17 protein-coding genes and 1 tRNA gene are annotated in these 19,726 nt (G+C 71.4%); 2 read left to right on the top strand and 16 right to left on the bottom strand.

What is annotated here, in order from left to right; all coding sequences use genetic code 11:
- Positions 1–36: 36 nt before the first annotated feature.
- The 16 genes from ACLGIH_RS10340 to ACLGIH_RS10415 all read right to left on the bottom strand — a co-directional run bounded on the left by ACLGIH_RS10340 (position 37) and on the right by ACLGIH_RS10415 (position 18,551).
- On the bottom strand, positions 37–471 hold the full coding sequence (locus ACLGIH_RS10340) for a Cg1360 family ATP-synthase-associated protein (protein WP_416524939.1): 435 nt from the start codon (positions 469–471) through the stop codon (positions 37–39).
- 310 nt (positions 472–781) lie between these two features.
- Positions 782–2,146 carry an MraY family glycosyltransferase gene (locus ACLGIH_RS10345; protein WP_416524940.1) on the bottom strand — a complete coding sequence of 455 codons (1,365 nt, stop codon included), beginning with the start codon at positions 2,144–2,146 and terminating at the stop codon, positions 782–784.
- Between the two features lie 129 nt (positions 2,147–2,275).
- A complete protein-coding gene (locus ACLGIH_RS10350; RefSeq protein WP_416524941.1) occupies positions 2,276–3,520 on the bottom strand; it encodes a serine hydroxymethyltransferase in 1,245 nt (414 codons plus the stop codon).
- A gap of 121 nt (positions 3,521–3,641) precedes the next feature.
- Complete coding sequence (locus tag ACLGIH_RS10355; protein WP_416524942.1) at positions 3,642–4,319, bottom strand: arsenate reductase/protein-tyrosine-phosphatase family protein; 678 nt, start codon at positions 4,317–4,319, stop codon at positions 3,642–3,644.
- A complete protein-coding gene (locus ACLGIH_RS10360; RefSeq protein WP_416524943.1) occupies positions 4,316–4,963 on the bottom strand; it encodes an L-threonylcarbamoyladenylate synthase in 648 nt (215 codons plus the stop codon). The genes ACLGIH_RS10355 and ACLGIH_RS10360 overlap by 4 nt, the downstream gene beginning before the upstream one ends.
- Positions 4,964–5,015: 52 nt before the next feature.
- Positions 5,016–5,861, bottom strand: coding sequence for a peptide chain release factor N(5)-glutamine methyltransferase (prmC, locus tag ACLGIH_RS10365; RefSeq protein WP_416524944.1), 846 nt, complete (start codon positions 5,859–5,861; stop codon positions 5,016–5,018).
- Positions 5,862–5,891: 30 nt separating this feature from the next.
- Positions 5,892–6,968: a peptide chain release factor 1 gene (gene prfA / locus ACLGIH_RS10370; RefSeq protein ID WP_416524945.1), complete on the bottom strand. Its 1,077-nt coding sequence runs from the start codon at positions 6,966–6,968 to the stop codon at positions 5,892–5,894.
- Between the two features lie 109 nt (positions 6,969–7,077).
- Positions 7,078–7,299: a 50S ribosomal protein L31 gene (rpmE, locus tag ACLGIH_RS10375; protein ID WP_007499053.1), complete on the bottom strand. Its 222-nt coding sequence runs from the start codon at positions 7,297–7,299 to the stop codon at positions 7,078–7,080.
- 137 nt (positions 7,300–7,436) lie between these two features.
- On the bottom strand, positions 7,437–8,576 hold the full coding sequence (locus ACLGIH_RS10380) for an LCP family protein (protein ID WP_416524946.1): 1,140 nt from the start codon (positions 8,574–8,576) through the stop codon (positions 7,437–7,439).
- Between the two features lie 387 nt (positions 8,577–8,963).
- Entirely contained in the window at positions 8,964–11,045 is a 2,082-nt protein-coding gene (gene rho / locus ACLGIH_RS10385) for a transcription termination factor Rho (protein WP_416524947.1), read from the bottom strand.
- Positions 11,046–11,469: 424 nt separating this feature from the next.
- Positions 11,470–12,387 (bottom strand): homoserine kinase, encoded by a 918-nt coding sequence (gene thrB / locus ACLGIH_RS10390; protein ID WP_416524948.1) that lies wholly within the window; start codon positions 12,385–12,387, stop codon positions 11,470–11,472.
- A 352-nt stretch (positions 12,388–12,739) separates the two neighbouring features.
- Entirely contained in the window at positions 12,740–13,798 is a 1,059-nt protein-coding gene (gene thrC, locus ACLGIH_RS10395; protein WP_416524949.1) for a threonine synthase, read from the bottom strand.
- Positions 13,795–15,093: a homoserine dehydrogenase gene (locus ACLGIH_RS10400; RefSeq protein WP_416529334.1), complete on the bottom strand. Its 1,299-nt coding sequence runs from the start codon at positions 15,091–15,093 to the stop codon at positions 13,795–13,797. Before ACLGIH_RS10400 ends, thrC begins: the two co-directional genes overlap by 4 nt.
- A 152-nt stretch (positions 15,094–15,245) precedes the next feature.
- A complete protein-coding gene (gene lysA / locus ACLGIH_RS10405) occupies positions 15,246–16,637 on the bottom strand; it encodes a diaminopimelate decarboxylase (RefSeq protein ID WP_416524950.1) in 1,392 nt (463 codons plus the stop codon).
- Positions 16,638–16,654: 17 nt separating this feature from the next.
- A complete protein-coding gene (gene nrtL, locus ACLGIH_RS10410; RefSeq protein WP_416524951.1) occupies positions 16,655–17,887 on the bottom strand; it encodes an ArgS-related anticodon-binding protein NrtL in 1,233 nt (410 codons plus the stop codon).
- 178 nt (positions 17,888–18,065) lie between these two features.
- Positions 18,066–18,551: a response regulator gene (locus ACLGIH_RS10415; protein ID WP_416524952.1), complete on the bottom strand. Its 486-nt coding sequence runs from the start codon at positions 18,549–18,551 to the stop codon at positions 18,066–18,068.
- Positions 18,552–18,724: 173 nt separating this feature from the next.
- Between ACLGIH_RS10415 and ACLGIH_RS10420 the strand changes: the two genes are divergently transcribed.
- Positions 18,725–18,796 (top strand) — tRNA-Arg (locus ACLGIH_RS10420).
- 594 nt (positions 18,797–19,390) lie between these two features.
- On the top strand, positions 19,391–19,675 hold the full coding sequence (locus tag ACLGIH_RS10425) for a hypothetical protein (protein WP_416524953.1): 285 nt from the start codon (positions 19,391–19,393) through the stop codon (positions 19,673–19,675).
- Positions 19,676–19,726: the final 51 nt, after the last annotated feature.

Below are 19,726 nucleotides of genomic sequence, written 5' to 3' on the forward strand. Positions count from 1 at the left end.
AGGATCTCCCACCCGCCCTTATCCCGGCCCTACCCCTCACGACGAGTGCCCCGTCTTTCCGGGCTTGTCGCTTTTCGAGTCGGGCTCGACGTAGAGAATCTTGGCCTTCATGTGGGCGCGCGTCTGCGCGGCGATCCACACGAGGGTGCCGACGACCAATGTGATCGCGAAGGACCGGGGGTGGAACAACGTCGTGTTCTTGAACGCGGCGAGGAAGACGAACAGCAGCAGGATCTGAGCCGCGTAGAGCATCAGGCCCATCGCCTGGAACAGGTGCGGAAGCGATTTGGCGGTGCGCTGCAGTACGTAGAGACCGAGGCCCATGAAGAGGATGACCACCAGCGTCGCGACGACGGCTCCGATCGCCCCCTTACCGCCGACGACCACTGCACTGACGACGGCGGCGATCGCGCCGGCGGCAGCCGTGGGCACGGCGGCCTGGGCCAGGGTCCGGACGTCGTTGGACGGCATGGCGGCAACTCCGCTTTTCACACAGGGGGCAGGGGTGTCGTCATGGACGAGCGTAGTCCCGGGCTGAGTGGGGTCCTCACGCCGAGGAGACCGTCGCACTGCGGTCCATCGGCTATCCGGGGGGTTCTCGTGAACCGTATCACAAACTATTTGATGAGGTCTTTACCTGGCGGTGTGCCAACTGTCACACATGAGAGTGACAGTGCGCGTTTGAGCTGTTACAGCGCCGATTTGTCTGGTAATGCGGCGCTTCGCTCCCCAGGGTTGTCCCAGGAGCTTCCCACGAGTTGGCAATGCTCTCGTCAGATTCTTACCTTGGCAGCCGTGAACGGGGGCCGACTGCCGTTGCGCCGTTGACACCGGAGACGCCTGAGACCCCGGCCGGCACCGGCTCGCGGTCGTCCCGCCCGGCCTTGTCGGTCTCGGCTGCGTCCTCGGCGTCCTCGGCGGCCTCGGCCGGAACGTCCTGCGCCGCGGCCGTGGCCGCCGGCTCCGCGGAGACCGCCCGGCGACGCCGGTAGCGCGGCGGGACCAGACGTTCGGCCCAGCGCGGAGTGCGCGGCGCGAACCGCGGCAGCAGGAGCAGCACGAGCCCGACCGCGCTGAGGAAGACCACGCCGAGCACGATCCACATCGACGCCGAGTTCACGGAGTAGGCCAGCGCCCCGAAGGCGATCAGCGCCGACCAGAAGTACATGATCAGCACCGCGCGGCTGTGCGAGTGCCCGACCTCCAGCAGCCGGTGGTGCAGATGCCCCCGGTCCGCGGCGAACGGCGACTGACCGCGCCAGGTGCGCCGCACGATGGCCAGGATCAGGTCGGCGGCCGGGATGGCGATGATGGTCAGCGGCATCAGCAGCGGGATGTAGACCGGCACCATCTGGTGCACGGTGTTGCGCTCGGAGCCGGAGAACAGCTTCATCGCGTCCGGATCGACCTGCCCGGTGACCGAGATCGCGCCCGCCGCCAGCACCAGGCCGATCAGCATCGAGCCCGAGTCGCCCATGAAGATCCGCGCCGGGTGCATGTTGTGCGGCAGGAAGCCCACGCACATGCCCATCAGAATCGCGGCGAACAGCGTGGCCGGGGCGGCGGCCTCGATCCCGTACGAGTACCAGATCCGGTAGGCGTACATGAAGAACGCCGCCGAAGCGATGCACACCATGCCGGCCGCGAGACCGTCCAGGCCGTCGACGAAGTTGACCGCGTTGATGGTGATGACCACCAGCGCCACCGTCAGCAGCGTGCCCTGCCACTGGGTCAGCGCCACGTTGCCCACGCCGGGAATGGGCAGCCACAGGATCGTCAGACCCTGCACCACCATCACGCCCGCGGCGATCATCTGGGCGCCCAGCTTGATCAGGGCGTCGATCTCGAACTTGTCGTCCAGGACGCCGATCAGCCAGATCACGGCCGCTCCGGACAACAGCGCGCGCGGCTCGTTCGACCGCTCGAAGACCTCGCTGAGGTTGGTGAGGTGGTCGGCGACCAGCATGCCCGCGCACAGGCCGAAGAACATCGCGATCCCGCCGAGCCGCGGCGTCGGCTCCCGGTGCACGTCCCGGGCCCGGATCTGCGGCATCGCCCCTGCCACGATCGCGAACTTCCGCACCGGCCCGGTCAGCAGGTACGTCACCGCGGCCGTGATGCAGAGCGTCAGCAGGTATTCACGCACGGGCTTCCCCACAGGTCTCGCTGGCCATCTCAGCCCCACACCCTAGCGAGGCGCGCATACGTGTGGAGACTTCCGGGTAGCGACGATGGTTGCACGTGTGCCTGTGCACGCCAGTGCGCATACCCGGGTTCAGCCCGGATACGGCGGAAAGGCCGCGGTCAGATCCCGCACCGTCTCCCTCGCCTCGGCGGCCTCGGTATCCCCGCTGAGCACTCCGGCGAGCAGCCGCGCGATGGTGCCCATCTCCCCCTCCCCCATGCCCTGCGTGGTCACCGCCGCGGTGCCCAGGCGCAGGCCACGGGCGTCGGCGTGGGGCAGCGCGCAGCAGTCCAGGACCAGCCCGGCCGCCGCCAGCCGCCCCCGCGCGGTGCGCCCGTCGACGCCGAGCGGGGCCGGGTCGGCGGTCAGCAGATGGGTGTCCGTGCCGCCGGTGGTGACGACCAGGCCCTCGGCGGCCAGGCCCGCGGCCAGGGCCCGGGCGTTGGCGACCACCCGATGGGCGTACCCGGCGAACGCCTCGGTCGACGCCTCGCCGAAGGCGACGGCCTTGGCGGCGATGGTGTGCATCTGTGCGCCGCCCTGCGTGAACGGGAACACGGCCCGGTCGACCCGCTCGGCCAGTTCGCTCCCGCACAGGATCATGCCGCCGCGCGGACCGCGCAGCACCTTGTGCGTGGTGGCGCAGACGATGTCGGCGTACGGCACCGGACTGGGCGCGGCTCCCCCGGCGACCAGGCCGATCGGGTGGGCGGCGTCCGCGATGAGATAGGCACCGACCTCGTCGGCGACCTCGCGGAAGAAGGCGTGGTCGATGTGGCGGGGGTAGGCGATCGAGCCGCACACGATCGCCTTGGGCCGGTGCGCACGGGCCAGGGTGCGCACCTGCTCGTGGTCGATGAGCCCGGTCTCGGCGTCCACGCCGTAACCGATGAAGTCGAACCAGCGGCCGGAGAAGTTGGCGGGCGAGCCGTGGGTGAGGTGGCCGCCGTGCGGCAGGCCGAGCGCCAGGACGGTGTCGCCGGGCCGGAGCAGGGCGGCGTACGCGGCGAGCACCGCGGACGAGCCCGAGTGCGCCTGCACATTGGCGTGCTCGGCGCCGAACAGCGTCTTGGCACGCTCCACGGCGAGGCGCTCGGCGATGTCGACGAGTTCGCAGCCGCCGTGGTGCCGGGCGCCCGGGTAGCCCTCGGCGTACTTGTTGGCGAGCGGTGAGCCGAGCGCGGCCAGCACGGCCGGCGAGGTGAAGTTCTCGGCCGCGATCAGCTGGAGGGTCGTCGACTGCCGGTGGCGTTCGGCGAGCAGGATCTCGGCCAGCTCCGGGTCCTGCCTCCGCAGGACATCGGTATCGGCCTCGAGGACATGGGTGACCGACATGGTGCGCTCCGGGCATGCGTCGACGGTGACGTACGTCCCAATGTAGGCCCGGTGCGCGTTCCGCGCCGCCGTGGACGGTCATCCGGCCCCGCGCCGCCCGCCGGCGGCCCCCGACGTCCGCCTACGCCCGCGCCGCGACCCCCGTCAGCGCCGTCACCACCGGATCCAGCGCCTGGTGTATCTCGTCCCCGATCGACCGGAAGAACGTCAGCGGCGCCCCGTACGGGTCGTACACCTCGTCCGCCTCCGCCGTGGGCGCCAGCAGCCACCCGCGCAGCGCCGCCGCCGCCCGCACCAGCGCGCGCGCACGCGCGACCACGCCCTCCTCCAGCGGTGGCAGGGTCGCCGGGTCGATGGCGTTCACCAGCCGGGTGAACTCCTTCAGGGTGAAGGTCCGCAGCCCCGCCGAGTGGCCCATGGAGATGACCTGGGCCCGGTGGTCCCGGGTCGCCGTCAGCACCAGGTCCGCGCGGATCACGTGCTCGTCCAGCAGCTCGCGCCCCACGAAGCCGGAGGTGTCCGCGCCGAACTCCGCCAGCACCGTCTCGGCGTTGGCCTCCATCGGCGCGCCCTCGTGGCCCCAGGTGCCCGCGCTCTCCACGATGAGGGGGCCGCCCAGCACACCGAGCCGCTCGTGCACGAAATGCCGGGTCAGCCGCTCGGTGATGGGCGAGCGGCACACGTTGCCGGTGCTGACGTGGAGGATGCGGAAGCTGTCCCGCGGGAAGCCGAACGTGGTCGTCTCCTCGGCCGCACGTGCCCCGCTGCCTATGCCGCGCCCCGCTTCAGGGGCCGTCAATTCGCCACCTCGAGGTCGGGTACGACCTTCCGCAGCTCCTCCGCGGACAGCGCACCCGCGCGCAGCAGCACGGGCACCTCGCGGGTGACGTCCACGATGGACGACGGGACGATGCCGGGGGTGGGGCCGCCGTCGAGGTAGACGGAGACGGAGTCGCCGAGCATCGCCTGGGCGGCGTCGCAGTCCTCCGGCGCCGGGTGGCCGGTGAGGTTGGCCGACGACACCGCCATCGGGCCGACGTCGGTGAGCAGCTCGATGGCGACGGGGTGCAGCGGCATCCGCACCGCGACCGTGCCGCGGGTCTCCCCGAGGTCCCACTGGAGCGACGGCTGGTGCTTGGCGACCAGCGTGAGGGCACCCGGCCAGAAGGCGTCGACCAGCTCCCAGGCCTGCTCGGAGAAGTCGGTGACCAGCCCGTGCAGCGTGTTCGGGGAGCCGATCAGGACGGGGCTGGGCATGTTGCGGCCCCGGCCCTTGGCCTCCAGCAGGTCGCCGACGGCCTCCGCCGAGAACGCGTCGGCGCCGATGCCGTACACCGTGTCCGTGGGCAGCACCACGAGTTCGCCACGGCGCACTGCGGACGCGGCCTCGCGCAGACCGGTCACGCGGTCGGTCGCGTCGTTGGTGTCGTATCGCCGTGCCATGTCTAGCGGGCCTCCTCGTACACGTGCTGCGGGGTCGAAGTGGGGTGCGGGCTCACGGCAGCGCCTTGCGGGCGGTCGCGAACCGCGGGCGGTTGTTGAGGTCGGGGTGGTCGGCCGCGTCGGCCCAGCCCCGCTCCTCGGTGAAGATCCAGGGCACCTGGCCGCCCTGGGTGTCGGCGTGCTCGACGACGACCAGTCCGCCGGGGCGCAGCAGCCGGTGCGCGGTGCGCTCCAGGCCGCGGATCAGGTCGAGGCCGTCCTCGCCGGAGAACAGGGCCATCTGCGGGTCGTGGTCCCGGGCCTCCGGGGCGACGTACTCCCACTCGGTGAGCGGGATGTACGGCGGGTTGGAGATGACCAGGTCGACCTGGCCGTCGAGGTCCGGGAAGGCCGTCAGGGCGTCGCCCTGGCGCAGCTCGACCCTGGACCCCTCCATGTTCTTGCGGGTCCAGCGCAGGGCGTCCTCGGACAGCTCCACGGCGTACACGCGCGAGCGCGGCACCTCCTGGGCGAGGGCGAGCGCGATGGCGCCCGAGCCGGTGCACAGGTCGACGATGCAGGGCTCGACGACGTCCATGGCGCGTACGGCGTCTATGGCCCAGCCGACCACCGACTCCGTCTCCGGCCGGGGCACGAAGACGCCGGGGCCGACCTGGAGCTCCAGGTAGCGGAAGTAGGCGCGTCCGGTGATGTGCTGGAGCGGCTCTCGGGCCTCGCGGCGGGCGACGACCTCCCAGTACCGGGCGTCGAAGTCGGAGTCCTTCACGGAGTGCAGCTCCCCGCGCTTGACGCCGTGCACGAACGCGGCGAGCTCCTCCGCGTCGGTGCGCGGCGAGGGCACGCCGGCGTCGGCCAGCCGCTGGGTGGCCTGGGCCACCTCCAAGAGCAGCAGGTTCACGCTGGTCCTCCGGAAGTACTCGTACGTGAGTTACGCGGCTGCGAGCTTGGCGGCCGAGTCCGCGTCGACACAGGCCTGGATCACCGCGTCGAGGTCGCCGTCCAGAACCTGGTCCAGGTTGTACGCCTTGAAGCCGATGCGGTGGTCCGAGATGCGGTTCTCCGGGAAGTTGTACGTACGGATCTTCTCGGAGCGGTCGACGGTGCGGACCTGGCTGCGGCGGGCGTCGGCGGCCTCCCTCTCCGCCTCCTCCTGCGCCATGGCGAGCAGCCTGGAGCGCAGGATACGCAGTGCCTGCTCCTTGTTCTGCAGCTGGCTCTTCTCGTTCTGGCAGGAGGCCACGACCCCGGTCGGGATGTGCGTGATGCGCACGGCGGAGTCGGTGGTGTTGACGGACTGGCCGCCGGGGCCCGACGACCGGTAGACGTCGATGCGCAGGTCGTTGGGGTTGATCTCGACGTCGATCTCCTCGGCCTCCGGCGTGACCAGCACGCCGGCCGCGGAGGTGTGGATCCGGCCCTGGGACTCGGTGGCGGGGACGCGCTGCACGCGGTGCACGCCGCCCTCGTACTTCAGCCGCGCCCACACGCCCTGCCCGGGCTCGGTGGCGCCCTGGCCGCCCTTGGTCTTCACGGCGACCTGGACGTCCTTGTAGCCGCCCAGCTCGGACTCGGTGGCGTCGATGATCTCGGTCTTCCAGCCGATCCGCTCGGCGTACCGCAGGTACATGCGCAGCAGGTCGCCGGCGAAGAGTGCCGACTCGTCGCCGCCCGCGCCCGCCTTGATCTCGAGGATGACGTCCTTGTCGTCGCTGGGGTCGCGCGGGACGAGGAGCAGGCGCAGCTTCTCGGTCAGCTCCTCGCGCTGCTGCTCCAGCTCCTTGACCTCTGCGGCGAAGTCGGGGTCGTCGGCGGCCAGTTCGCGCGCGGTCCCGATGTCGTCGCCCGTCTGCTTCCAGGAGCGGTACGTGGCGATGATCGGGGTGAGTTCGGCGTAGCGCTTGTTCAGCTTGCGCGCGTTGGCCTGGTCGGCGTGGACCGACGGGTCGGCGAGCTTCTTCTCCAGGTCGGCGTGCTCGGCGACGAGTTCCTCGACGGCCTCGAACATCTTGGGCTCCTGTGTACTGCGGTGAAGGGGGAAGGCGAACGACCAAAAACGCCGGTCCCGGCGCGCCCCGCAGCGGGGGCGCGGCCGTGGACCGGCGGTTCGGTGCTCGCTACTTCTTGGAGCCGGCGGCCTTGCCGAAGCGGGCCTCGAAGCGGGCCACACGGCCACCGGTGTCGAGGATCTTCTGCTTGCCCGTGTAGAACGGGTGGCACTCGGAGCAGACCTCGGCCCGGACGGTGCCGGACTCGATGGTGCTGCGGGTGGTGAACGACGCGCCGCAGGTGCAGCTGACCTGCGTCTCGACGTACGCGGGGTGGATGTCGCGCTTCAAGGTGTCTCCTAGGTTTCGGGAGGGCGCCGGGTCGCAGCCGCGGGATGCGGGAGCGTGAACCGGAGCCGACGTACCAGTCTGCCAGGACTGGCGTCTTCTCCCAAAACCGGGGGCCGCGGTCATCTATTCCCCCGCCCCTACGGGGCGCTCACCACATCCTTGGCCTCACCCGTCGCCGTTCCCTCGGTGGCGCTCTCCGGGATCGGCCTGTCGTTCTTCAGGGCCGTCCAGACCTGCTGTGCCTTGGCCTCCTCCAGCAGGACCCGGTTGGGGTCCGCCGGGTCGTACACGACCGGCATCGTGATCATGTGCATGCCGGCGGGGTCGATGCCCTTCAGGCCGGTCGCGAAGGACATCAGGGAGTTCACCGAGTCGAGGTCGGAGTCGGTGGTCACCGTCTTGGTGGCGGTGTCGGCGATGTCGTACAGCTTCTTGGGGTTGCCGAGCAGGCCGATGTCCTTGACCTGGTGCACCAGGGCCTTGACGAAGGCCTGCTGGAGCTGGATCCGGCCCAGGTCAGAGCCGTCGCCGACGCCGTGCCGGGTGCGGACCAGGCCGAGGGCCTGCTCGCCGGTCAGCCGGTGGGTGCCGGCCTTCAGGTCGAGGTGGCTGTCGGGGTCCTTGATGTTCTCGGTGGTGGTCACCCGGACACCGCCGAGAACGTCGATGAGCTGCTGGAAGCCCTGGAAGTCGACCTCCAGGTAGTGGTCCATGCGCAGGCCGCTGAGGGACTCGACGGTCTTCACCGCGCACGGGGCGCCACCGGTGGAGTACGCGGAGTTGAACATCACGTCGTCGGCGGCGGGATGCTCCGTGCCGTCGGCGTCGGTGCACTCGGGCCGGTCGATGAGGGTGTCGCGGGGGATGGAGACGACGGTGGCCTTCTTGTGGCCCTGGTGGACGTGCACGATCATCGCCGTGTCGGAGCGGGCGCCGCCGTCGTCGGTGCCGCCGCCCAGCTCCTCGTTGCCGCCGGAGCGGGTGTCCGAGCCGAGGACGAGGATGTTCTCCGAGCCGTTGTCCGCCTTGGCCGGGCGGTCGGTGCCGAGCACCTGGTCGATGTCGACGCTCTTCAGGTTGCCGTTGAGCTTGAAGTACACGAAGCCGGCTCCGGTGCCGCCCAGCACCACGATGCCCGCGGCGGTCCAGGCCGCCACCAGCAGGCCCTTGCTGCGCCCGCTGCGCGGCTTGCGGCGGCGTCCCTTGCCCCGGCGGCGCGGTCCCGGGGCGGGGGACGCCCCGGGTATGCCGGGCTCCGGCGTGCTCTCGGCAGACATGTGCTCCTCGGTTCTCGTTCCGGTCGGGTACCCCCTGTGCTCGGGGTCGGGCTCGGTCGGCTCCGGCCGTTTTCGGCCGGTACCACACCATCGTCCCTCCCTGGCTCAGACGGCGGAAGTCGGGAAAGGGTTGCACGGCACCCTGTGTCCGGGTTGTGCCCCTTCGCGTACGGAACGTCATCGGTGCTGCCGGGATCACCGCGGTCACCTGCGGCTTCGGCCGTGGCCGGCACGCCGGCGGCCACGGCCCGCGACACGCGTGCGTGTGGCGAAGATCGCGACACAGGGCCGCCCCGTCACCGGTGTGACGGGGCGGCCCTGTGGTGTACGCGGCGTACGCCCTGCGCGCTGTACGTCCTGTGCGGTGTACGGCGCTGTACGCGGACGTCAGTCGCCGTTGCCCGGCGTCGGCGTCGTCTTCTGGATCTGCATCAGGAACTCGACGTTCGACTTGGTCTGCTTCATCTTGTCGAGGAGCAGCTCGATCGCCTGCTGCTGGTCGAGCGCGTGCAGCACCCGGCGCAGCTTCCAGACCACGGCCAGTTCCTCGTTGCCGAGCAGGATCTCTTCCTTGCGGGTACCGGACGCGTCGACGTCCACCGCCGGGAAGATGCGCTTGTCGGCGAGCTTCCGGTCGAGCTTGAGCTCCATGTTGCCGGTGCCCTTGAACTCCTCGAAGATCACCTCGTCCATGCGGGACCCGGTGTCCACCAGCGCGGTGGCGAGGATGGTCAGCGAACCGCCGTCCTCGATGTTGCGGGCCGCACCGAAGAAGCGCTTCGGCGGGTACAGGGCGGTCGAGTCGACACCACCGGACAGGATGCGGCCGGAGGCCGGGGCGGCGAGGTTGTACGCGCGGCCCAGGCGGGTGATCGAGTCGAGCAGGACGACCACGTCGTGCCCCAGCTCCACCAGGCGCTTGGCGCGCTCGATGGCCAGCTCGGCGACCGTGGTGTGGTCCTCGGCCGGGCGGTCGAAGGTCGAGGAGATGACCTCGCCCTTGACCGACCGCTGCATGTCGGTGACCTCTTCCGGACGCTCGTCGACGAGGACGACCATCAGGTGGCACTCGGGGTTGTTGTGGGTGATCGCGTTGGCGACCGCCTGCATGATCATGGTCTTGCCGGTCTTCGGCGGGGCCACGATCAGACCGCGCTGGCCCTTGCCGATGGGCGAGACCAGGTCGATGATGCGGGTGGTGAGGACGCCGGGGTCCGTCTCCAGGCGGAGGCGGTCCTGCGGGTACAGCGGCGTCAGCTTGTTGAACTCCGGGCGGCCGCGGCCGTGTTCGGGCGCCATGCCGTTGACGGAGTCCAGGCGCACCAGCGCGTTGAACTTCTCGCGGCGCTCGCCCTCCTTGGGCTGGCGGACCGCGCCGGTGATGTGGTCGCCCTTGCGCAGGCCGTTCTTGCGGACCTGGGCGAGCGAGACGTACACGTCGTTCGGGCCCGGCAGGTAGCCGGAGGTGCGGATGAACGCGTAGTTGTCGAGGATGTCGAGGATGCCCGCGACCGGGATCAGGACGTCGTCCTCGGTGATCTGCGGCTCGGACACCTCGTCGCGGCCACGGCGGCCACGGCGGTCGCGGTAGCGCCCGCGCCGGCCGCGCCGGCCGCCGCCGTCGTCGTCGTAGCCGTCGTCCTGGCGGCCGCCGCCCTGCTGCCGGCCCTGCTGGCCGCCGCCCTGGTTCTGCTGCTGGTCGTCGCCCTTGTTGCGGCGGTCGCGGTCCCGGCCGCGGCGGTCGCGACGGCGGCCCTCGCCGCCCTCCCCGCCGTCGGACCGGGCGTCGCCCTGGCCCTGCTGCTGGGACTGCGTCTGCTGCTGTGCGGACGCCTCGCCCTTCGGCTCGCCCTTGGCCTCGGCGGCGGCCGTCTCGGCGGCGGCCGGGCTGCCGGCGTCGGAGGTGGCACGGCGACGGCGGCGCTCGGAGGAGGCGTCGTCCGAGGCGCGCTCGGCCTCGTTCGCGCGGGCGGCGCGCCCGGCGGGCTGGCCCGGGATCTCGATCTGCTGCTGGGAACCGGCCTGCTCGGCGGGGGCCTCGGCGGCCTTGTCGGCCGTCTTCTCGGCCTTGGCGGCCTTGTCGCCCTTGGGGGCCTTCTGCGCCTTCTCGGCGGCGGCCTCGTCGCCCGTACGGGTCCGGGAGGTGGCGCGGCGCTTCGGCTTGGTCTCGGCGGCGTCGTCCGCGGACTTGGCGGGAGCTCCTCCGGTGCCGGAAGCGGCCTGGGAGCCGCCCCCGGCGGCCTGCGCCTCCTTGATGACCTCGATCAGCTGGCTCTTGCGCATGCGCGCGGTGCCCCTGATGCCGAGGCCGGATGCGACCTGTTGCAGCTCGGCCAGCACCATGCCCTCGAGGCCGGTACCGCGGCGCCGCCGGGAGCCGGCACCGGTGGCAGGCGCGGAGGCGTCCGTGGCGGGCGCTGCAGCGGTCTCCTCGACACGTGCGCCCATCAGATCGGTGGTGTCGCTCACGAAGGGTCCTTCCCTGGAGCGGACGTCGGCCTGTCTGGCTCGGCGACCGGTTGTGCTGTCCGGCTTCGGTCCTTGCTGTGTGAACCGTGCCGGGGCGGTGGTCCGCCTAAGCGGCGGAAGAGATATCTGGTGATGGTGCTTCCCCTGGCCGTGACACCCAGTGTCTGCGTCACGCGGCGTGGTCGCACCGGTTCCGGAGCTCCCCCAGAGGGGGTACCCCCGCCGGTGAACCGCTCAGTGTCGATGTGTGCCGCACTGCCCGCGTACGGCGTTCACCACACAAGGCGGTTTGGGGGGCTCCCGGAAGAATGTCTGTCCCGGACGGGGACACGAGGCACCTCGCCATGGTGGGGTCGGGTGCAGACTTGAGGTTAACACTACCGGATCCAACAAACATTCCCCCTCTCGAAATCCGGCAACCGTGTCAGGTCGCCAGTGGCAGCACGCTCGCGCCCTGCAGGTCCAGGCTCAGCCGGTTCGCCGCCCAGTCCGCGCCCGCCAGCGCCTCGACCTTGTCGGCGGTGCCCGCGTCGGCGAGCGCCATGACCGTCGGCCCGGCTCCGGAGATGACCGCGGGCACCCCGTCGCCCCGCAGCCGCTCCACGAGCGCCGCGCTCTCCGGCATGGCGGGCGCGCGGTACTCCTGGTGGAGGCGGTCCTCGGTGGCCGGCAGCAGCAGTTCGGGGCGCCGGGTCAGGGCCTCGACGAGCAGGGCGGCGCGGCCCGCGTTGACGGCGGCGTCGACGTGCGGCACGGTGCGCGGCAGCAGGCCGCGGGCCGTCTCTGTCAGTACCGGTTTTCCGGGCACGAAAACCACCGGAACGATGGAATCGGTGGGCTCCATCCTGATCGCGCGGGCGGCGCCGCCCTCCATCCAGGACAGGGTGAAGCCGCCCAGCAGGCAGGCCGCGACGTTGTCGGGGTGGCCCTCGATCTCGGTGGCCAGGTCGAGCAGCGCGGCGTCGTCGAAACGGGCCTCACCGCCTATGGTCACCGCGCGGGCGGCCACGATCCCGGCGCAGATGGCGGCGGAGGAGGAGCCGAGGCCCCGGCCGTGCGGAATGCGGTTGGCGCAGACGATCTCCAGGCCGCGCGGCTGGCCGCCGAGGGCGTCGAAGGCGGTGCGCAGGGAGCGTACGAGCAGATGCTTCTCGTCACGGGGCAGCGTCTCGCTGCCCTCCCCCGCGATGTCGATGTGCAGCCCGGAGTCGGCCACCCGGACGACCACGTCGTCGTACAAGCCCAGCGCCAGGCCCAGGGCGTCGAAGCCCGGGCCGAGATTGGCGCTGGTGGCGGGGACGCGCACCCGGACGGCGGCGGCGCGGAACGCTGGACCGGCCATCGCTCGTTGACTCTCCTTGAGCTGCGTGATGGTCGAATGACTTTCGATGAACATCCGATGACGTACGAGAACCCCGGGGTCGCCGCTCCTGCCGAACGGGCGACCGGGTCCCGCCGCTCGCCGACCGCGGTGACGACGCGGCCCACGCCCCGAGCGGAGGCATATGCGCGGGCGGGTTCGGTACAGCCTATCGAAGGAAGGTTCTGTGGCGACATAGGGCGCACAGGAGGCGCACGATGCGTGTCGTAAGCCCCCTATGCACCCCCCATGGGGAACTTCCCCAGGTAAGCGTCCTCTTACGCCTTGCATACGCCGGGCGGGCGGGCGGCGTGGCCGGGCGCCCGCCCGGGCGTCACACCAGGCCGAGCCGCTCCGCCGCGGCGGCCGCGTCGACCGGGACGGTGACCGGCTGCGGGGCGCCGGCGACGGCCCAGTCGGGGTCCTTCAGACCGTTGCCGGTGACGGTGCACACGATCCTCTGGCCCGGGTCGACCTTGCCCTGCTCGGCGGCCTTCAGCAGACCGGCGACGGAGGCCGCGGAGGCGGGCTCGACGAAGACGCCCTCCTGCGAGGCCAACAGCCGGTAGGCGCGCAGGATCTCACGGTCCGTCACCTCGTCGATGGCGCCGCCCGACTCGTCCCGCGCCGCCAGGGCGTACGACCAGGAGGCCGGGTTGCCGATGCGGATGGCGGTGGCGATGGTCGACGGGTCCTTGACGACCTCGCCGCGCACGATCGGGGCGCTGCCGGAGGCCTGGAAGCCCCACATGCGGGGCCGCCTCGTCGCGACACCGTCGGCGGCGTACTCCTGGTACCCCTTCCAGTACGCGGTGATGTTGCCCGCGTTGCCCACCGGCAGGACGTGGATGTCGGGCGCGTCGCCGAGCATGTCGACGATCTCGAAGGCGGCGGTCTTCTGCCCCTCGATGCGTACCGGGTTGACGGAATTCACCAGCGCCACGGGGTAGTTGTCGCTGAGTCCGCGGGCGAGCGTGAGGCAGTCGTCGAAGTTGCCGTCGACCTGGAGGATCTTCGCCCCGTGCACGAGCGCCTGGCCCATCTTGCCGAGCGCGATCTTGCCCTGCGGCACCAGCACGGCGGAGACCATGCCGGCCCGCACGCCGTACGCGGCGGCGGAGGCGGAGGTGTTGCCGGTGGAGGCGCAGATGACGGCCTTCGCCCCCTCCTCCTTGGCCTTGCTGATGGCCATGGTCATGCCGCGGTCCTTGAAGGACCCGGTCGGGTTCGCACCCTCCACCTTCAGGTGGACCTCGCAACCCGTGCGCTCGGAGAGCACCTGCGCGGGCACGAGGGGCGTGCCGCCCTCGCGGAGCGTCACGACCGGCGTGCTGTCGGAGACCGGCAGCCTGTCCCGGTACTCCTCGATGATTCCGCGCCACTGGTGGGTCATTGCTGGTTCTCTCCTTCAACCCGCATGATGCTGGCGACACCCCGCACGGTGTCGAGCTTGCGCAGCGCCTCGACGGTGCCGCCGAGAGCGGCGTCGGACGCGCGGTGCGTGACGACGACGAGGGACGCCTCGCCGTCCTTACCCTGCTGGCGAACCGTATCGATCGAGACTCCGTGCTCGGCGAAGACGGTCGCGACCTGGGCGAGCACGCCCGGCTTGTCGGCGACGTCGAGGCTGATGTGGTAGCGCGTGACGACGTCGCCCATCGGCGAGACGGGCAGGGCGGCGTAGGCGGACTCGCCGGGGCCGCGGGCTCCGCTGAGCCGGTTGCGGCACACGGCGACGAGGTCGCCGAGGACCGCGGAGGCGGTCGGCGAGCCGCCGGCGCCCGGGCCGTAGAACATCAGCTGCCCGGCCGCGTCCGACTCCACGAACACGGCGTTGTAGGCACCGCGGACGTTGGCCAGCGGATGGCCGAGCGGGATCATCGCCGGGTGCACCCGCGCGGTGACCGACGCCCCGTCCGCGGCCCGCTCGCAGATGGCGAGCAGCTTGATGGTGCAGCCCATCTCCCTGGCGGAGGCGAAGTCGGCGGCGGTCACCTCGGTCATGCCTTCGCGGTGGACGTCGTCGAGGCGCACGCGCGTGTGGAAGGCGATCCCGGCGAGGATGGCGGCCTTGGCGGCGGCGTCGAAGCCCTCGACGTCGGCGGTGGGGTCGGCCTCCGCGTACCCCAGGGCCGTTGCCTCGTCGAGGGCCTCCTGATAGCCGGCACCCGTCGAGTCCATCTTGTCGAGGATGAAGTTGGTGGTGCCGTTGACGATGCCGAGCACCCGGTTGACCTTGTCGCCGGCGAGGGACTCGCGCAGCGGGCGGATCAGCGGGATGGCGCCGGCGACGGCGGCCTCGTAGTAGAGGTCCTTGTCGTGCTCCTCGGCGGCGGCGTACAGGGCGGCGCCGTCCTGGGCGAGCAGTGCCTTGTTGGCGGAGACGACGGAGGCGCCGTGCTCGAAGGCGGTCGTGATCAGCGTCCGGGCGGGCTCGATGCCGCCGATGACCTCGACGACGACATCGAGGTCGCCGCGTTTGACCAGGGCGGTGGCGTCGGTGGTGACGAGGGCCGGGTCGATGCCCTCGCGCACCCTGTCGGGCCGGCGGACGGCCACCCCCGCGAGCTCCACGGGGGCCCCGATCCGGGCGGCGAGGTCGTCGGCGTGCGTCGTCATGATGCGCGCCACCTCTGAGCCGACCACTCCACAGCCCAGCAGCGCCACCTTCAGCGGACGCGTACGCATCATCCGACCTCGTTTCCTCTTACCGTCTGCGGTTGGACCAGTCTCACTCACCGGACGGGATTTTCTGCGTTTGGTCCGGATTGTGAGACGTTCATTTCATTTTCGTACGGGCGCCGGACAGGAGATCTTCCGCCGCCCGCCCTGCCGGGCGCTCATCCGACATCGAGGCGCAGCAGATCCTCCTCGGTCTCCCGGCGGACGACGACCCGCGCCTCGCCGTCCCGCACGGCGACGACGGGCGGGCGCAGCACGTGGTTGTAGTTGCTGGCCATGGACCGGCAGTACGCCCCGGTGCCGGGTACGGCGATGAGGTCACCGGGTGCCAGGTCTGCGGGCAGGAAGGCGTCCTTGACCACGATGTCGCCGCTCTCGCAGTGCTTGCCGACGACCCGGGCGAGCATCGGCTCGGCGTCGGAGGCGCGGGAGACGAGGGCGACGCTGTACTCGGCGTCGTACAGCGCGGTGCGGATGTTGTCCGACATGCCGCCGTCGACGGAGACGTAGGTGCGCAGCCCGTCGAGCGGCTTGACGGTGCCGACCTCGTAGAGCGTGAAGGCGGTGGGCCCGACGACCGCCCGCCCGGGCTCGACGGAGATGCGGGGCGTGCGGAGCTTGGCGGCCTCGCACTCCCGGGTGACGATCTCGTTCAGCGCCTTGGCGATCTCGTGCGGCTCGCGCGGGTCGTCGTCGCTGGTGTACGCGATGCCCAGGCCGCCGCCGAGGTCGATCTCGGGCAGTTCGACGCCGTGCTCGTCCCGGATCTCCTTGAGCAGTCCCACGACCCGGTGCGCGGCGACCTCGAAGCCCGACATGTCGAAGATCTGCGAGCCGATGTGGGAGTGGATCCCGATGAGCTCCAGCCCGTCCAGCCGCAGCGCCCGCCGCACGGCCTCCGCCGCCTGCCCGCCGGCCAGCGGAATCCCGAACTTCTGGTCCTCGTGCGCGGTGGCGATGAACTCGTGCGTGTGAGCTTCGACACCCACGGTGACACGGATCTGCACCCGCTGCCGCTTGCCCAGTTCCTGCGCGATGTGGGCGACGCGCACGATCTCCTGGAAGGAGTCGAGCACGATCCGCCCGACCCCGGCGCGGACGGCGCGTTCGATCTCCTCGACGGACTTGTTGTTGCCGTGGAAGGCGATGCGGTCGGCGGGCATCCCGGCGGACAGGGCGGTGGCCAGCTCGCCCCCCGAGCACACGTCGAGGTTCAGCCCCTCCTCGTCGAGCCACCGCACGACGGCCCGGGAGAGGAACGCCTTGCCGGCGTAGAAGACGTCGGCATCGCTGCCGAAGGCGGTACGCCAGGCCCGGGCCCGGGCGCGGAAGTCGGTCTCGTCGAGGACGTAGGCGGGGGTGCCGTACTCCTCGGCGAGCGTCGTGACGGGGATACCGCCGACGGTGACGACACCGTCGGCGCCGCGCGCGACGGTCTGGGCCCACACCTTGGGGTCGAGGGCGTTGAGGTCGGCGGGCGGGGCCGAGTAGTGCCCCTCGGGGAGGACATCGGCGTGCCGGGGCCCGGCGGGGTGTGCGGAACGGCTCATTTCTCCGGGTGCTCTCTTCAGAGGTGGTCTGGTGCGTCGATGCCGAGCAGGGACAGGCCGCCGGCCAGCACCGCCCCGGCGGCTTCGGCGAGCGCGAGCCGGGCACGGTGGGCGGCCGAGGGTTTCTCCGCACCGCGGGGCAGCACGGTCGGCAGGAAGGGCAGCGCGGCATCGGCGACGGCGACGAGGTGCCGGGCGAGCCGGTCGGGGGCGTGCTGGTCGGCTGCGGCGGCCAGGACGCGGGGGTGATCGGCGAGCAGCGCGAGCAGCTCCTCGGCGCCGGCCGTACGGCCCACGGGGCCGGCCTCGGGGCCGAACCCCAGATCGGCGGCGTTGCGCACAAGAGCGCGGGCACGGGCGTGGGCGTACCGGACCCGGAAGAGAGGGTTGCTCTCCCGCTGCACCAGATGCTCGTCCCCGATCCGGGGCCGGTCGTGCCCGGCGGGATGGAGCAAGGCCCAGCGGGCGGCGTCGCGGCCGAGGCGGAGGGGGGTGGCGGTGGGGGGCGGGGGGACGGGGCGGATGACGGTGGCGGGGAGCGGGCGCTGGGAGGTGGGGCGGGGGGTGCGGGAGGTGGGGCGAGGGGTGGTGTCGGGCGGGAGTGGGCATCCGGGACGCTCGGCGGCATCGACGTGGACGCCGAGGACGGCCGTCCACTCCTCCGGGGGCGGGGCCGCGCAACTGGTGCGGACGAGGGTGCCCTGGGAGCGGAGGAGGCGGGCGACGGCGTCCATGACGACGACGGCGCGGATCTCACGGGGGGCGTGCAGCTGCACGACGCGCCGGACGGCATCGGATTCGGATTCGGGGTCGGCGTCGGCGTCGGCGTCGGGGTCGGAGCCGCCGTCGGGGTCGGGGGCGGCGTCGGATTCGGATCCGCCGTCAGGGGCGGCGTCGGCGCCGGCGTCGGCGAACCCGTACCGGCTGCCGCGGCGCAGCACCTCCGCGACGAGGGCGACGGGGGCGGTGTCGTCGAGGCTGATGTTGAGGAACCCCGGCCCGGTGACGACGACGTCGGTGATGCCGTCGGTACCGGCGAGGTGAGGCCGGAGGATGTCGGCCACGTCACGGGGGGCCCGGCCGGCCGGGCGGGCGAGCTGCAGAGCCACGTTGGTGGCGTAGTCGCCACAGCCACCGGGGCCGGGCACGGTGACCGCGACCCTCTCCGGCACGCTCACGCAGAGCTGCCCCGCATCGACGGCACGCCGTACTGCGTGCAGCACGGTGCGCGAGAGCTCGACGGGGGTCACGGGACAAGCGTATGGGAGGAGGGGGGCGGGTAGGCGAACGGGTTTGACCGACGGTCCGCGATGTGGACGCCGACGGGGCCGGCAGGGAGTGGCGACGCCGCACGGAGCCGACCGCTACCCGGCCCGCTCGGGCGTGTGGCCTCGCCGCTCGGCGTGTTACCCGGCCCGCCGGGCTGTGTTACCCGGCCCGCTCGGGCTGGGCGGCCGACTCGGCCTCGCCGTCGCCCCCACGCACGCCGATGCCGCTGCCGCCGTACGCGGGAACGGCCCCGTCCTCACGCGCGGCCGCCCCCCGCTCGACCAGCCGCCGCACGACATCGACCAGCTCGGCGGGCTCGAAGGGCTTGGGAAGAAAGGCGTCGGCCCCGGCACCGATCCCGGCGTCGACCTCGTACTGCGTACAGGCACTGATAATGGCGAGCGGAAGATGACGCGTCCGCGAGTCGGCACGCAGCCGTGCGGCGGTTCTGAGCCCGTCGAGCCGGGGCATGACCACGTCGAGGGTGACGACGTCGGGCCGCACCTGATGCACGACATCCAGACATTCGGCACCATCGGCCGCGGTCACGACCTCGAAGCCCTCCAGCTCGAGGTTGACCCTGATCAACTGCCGGATGACCTTGTTGTCGTCCACAACAAGCACCCGGCCCGAGACGCCTGGCACAACTCGAGAGTAGGTCCGGACCGGCCACCGCGTCCGGGTTTTCCCCACTTCCACCCCCTGGGGGGGACGCACGCAGCCGCGCCTGACGCCCGGGCACCGGGCGACCCGCGGAAACCCGTTCATGACCACCCCGACAGAGCTGGTAGTGTTCTACCCGTCGCCGCGAGCGACACGCCCCCGTAGCTCAGGGGATAGAGCAACGGCCTCCGGAGCCGTGTGCGCAGGTTCGAATCCTGCCGGGGGCACTCCGGATCAAGCTCCTGACCAGCAGAAATGCAGGTCAGGAGCTTTTTGTAAGCCGAAGGCGCACACCCTTTCCCGTTCGATGGCAGCCGTCGGGAAATCATCTCTGACCTGGGCTTTTATGGCCACTGGCGACCGCAGCCTTCTTGGAGCTCCGTACAGGACCTTTTCTCGCGGGACATACGCGGGACCGCGAGACTCCTTCGCTGGGGCATCACCGCGTCAGCCTGCCTGCCCGCGGTCCAGGACTGCCATCAACACACGGAGCAGCAAGCCGTTGCACTTTCGAGGGCGAGCGCCAGATCGACCGGTTGACTCTCACCAGGGGCCGGAGTCCGCGTCCCCGAGATTCGGGACGACTTCGACCGGTTGCGCCGCGACCGGAACTCGGGCTGTGGTTCCACGACGCCATCGACGGGCGGCGGACGGTCGCCGAGTTCGTACCGCCCACCGATCCGGGGACAACGGCTGGCATCACGGATCCCGCCGAACTGGCCGAGCTGCGCGAGGCCTGGAAGGACACCGCCAGGGGCTCACCCGGGCCCGTACACGGCTGGCGGGCGAAGAACGACGCCGCCCGCAGGCAGCCGCGGTAGATGGAAGTCGGCCGACGCCAGGCCGTCATCCATCGCGGCCAGCGCCCCACCCCGCTCAACGAAGTGCCGGCGCGCGAAACCATCGACTCCATGCCCCGAGCGCCCGGCTGGATGGGCCGGGATCAGCTCGACCTACAGGCGGTCCGCGAGTTCACGCCGGCCACCGGGCGTGCGGACTATGTGCTGTACGTGGACGGCCGCATCGCCGGGGTCATCGAGGCCAAACGCGAGGACGACCGCCTCAGCGCCGTCGAGCGAAACGAACCGATACGGCCGGCGTACTGACGGAGCACGGGCTCGTAGTGTGGCGGGAGGCAAGGCCCTTCGCCTTCTGTT

The sequence above is a fragment of the Streptomyces hamibioticus genome, assembly GCF_047946815.1.
Taxonomy (GTDB): Bacteria; Actinomycetota; Actinomycetes; order Streptomycetales; family Streptomycetaceae; genus Streptomyces.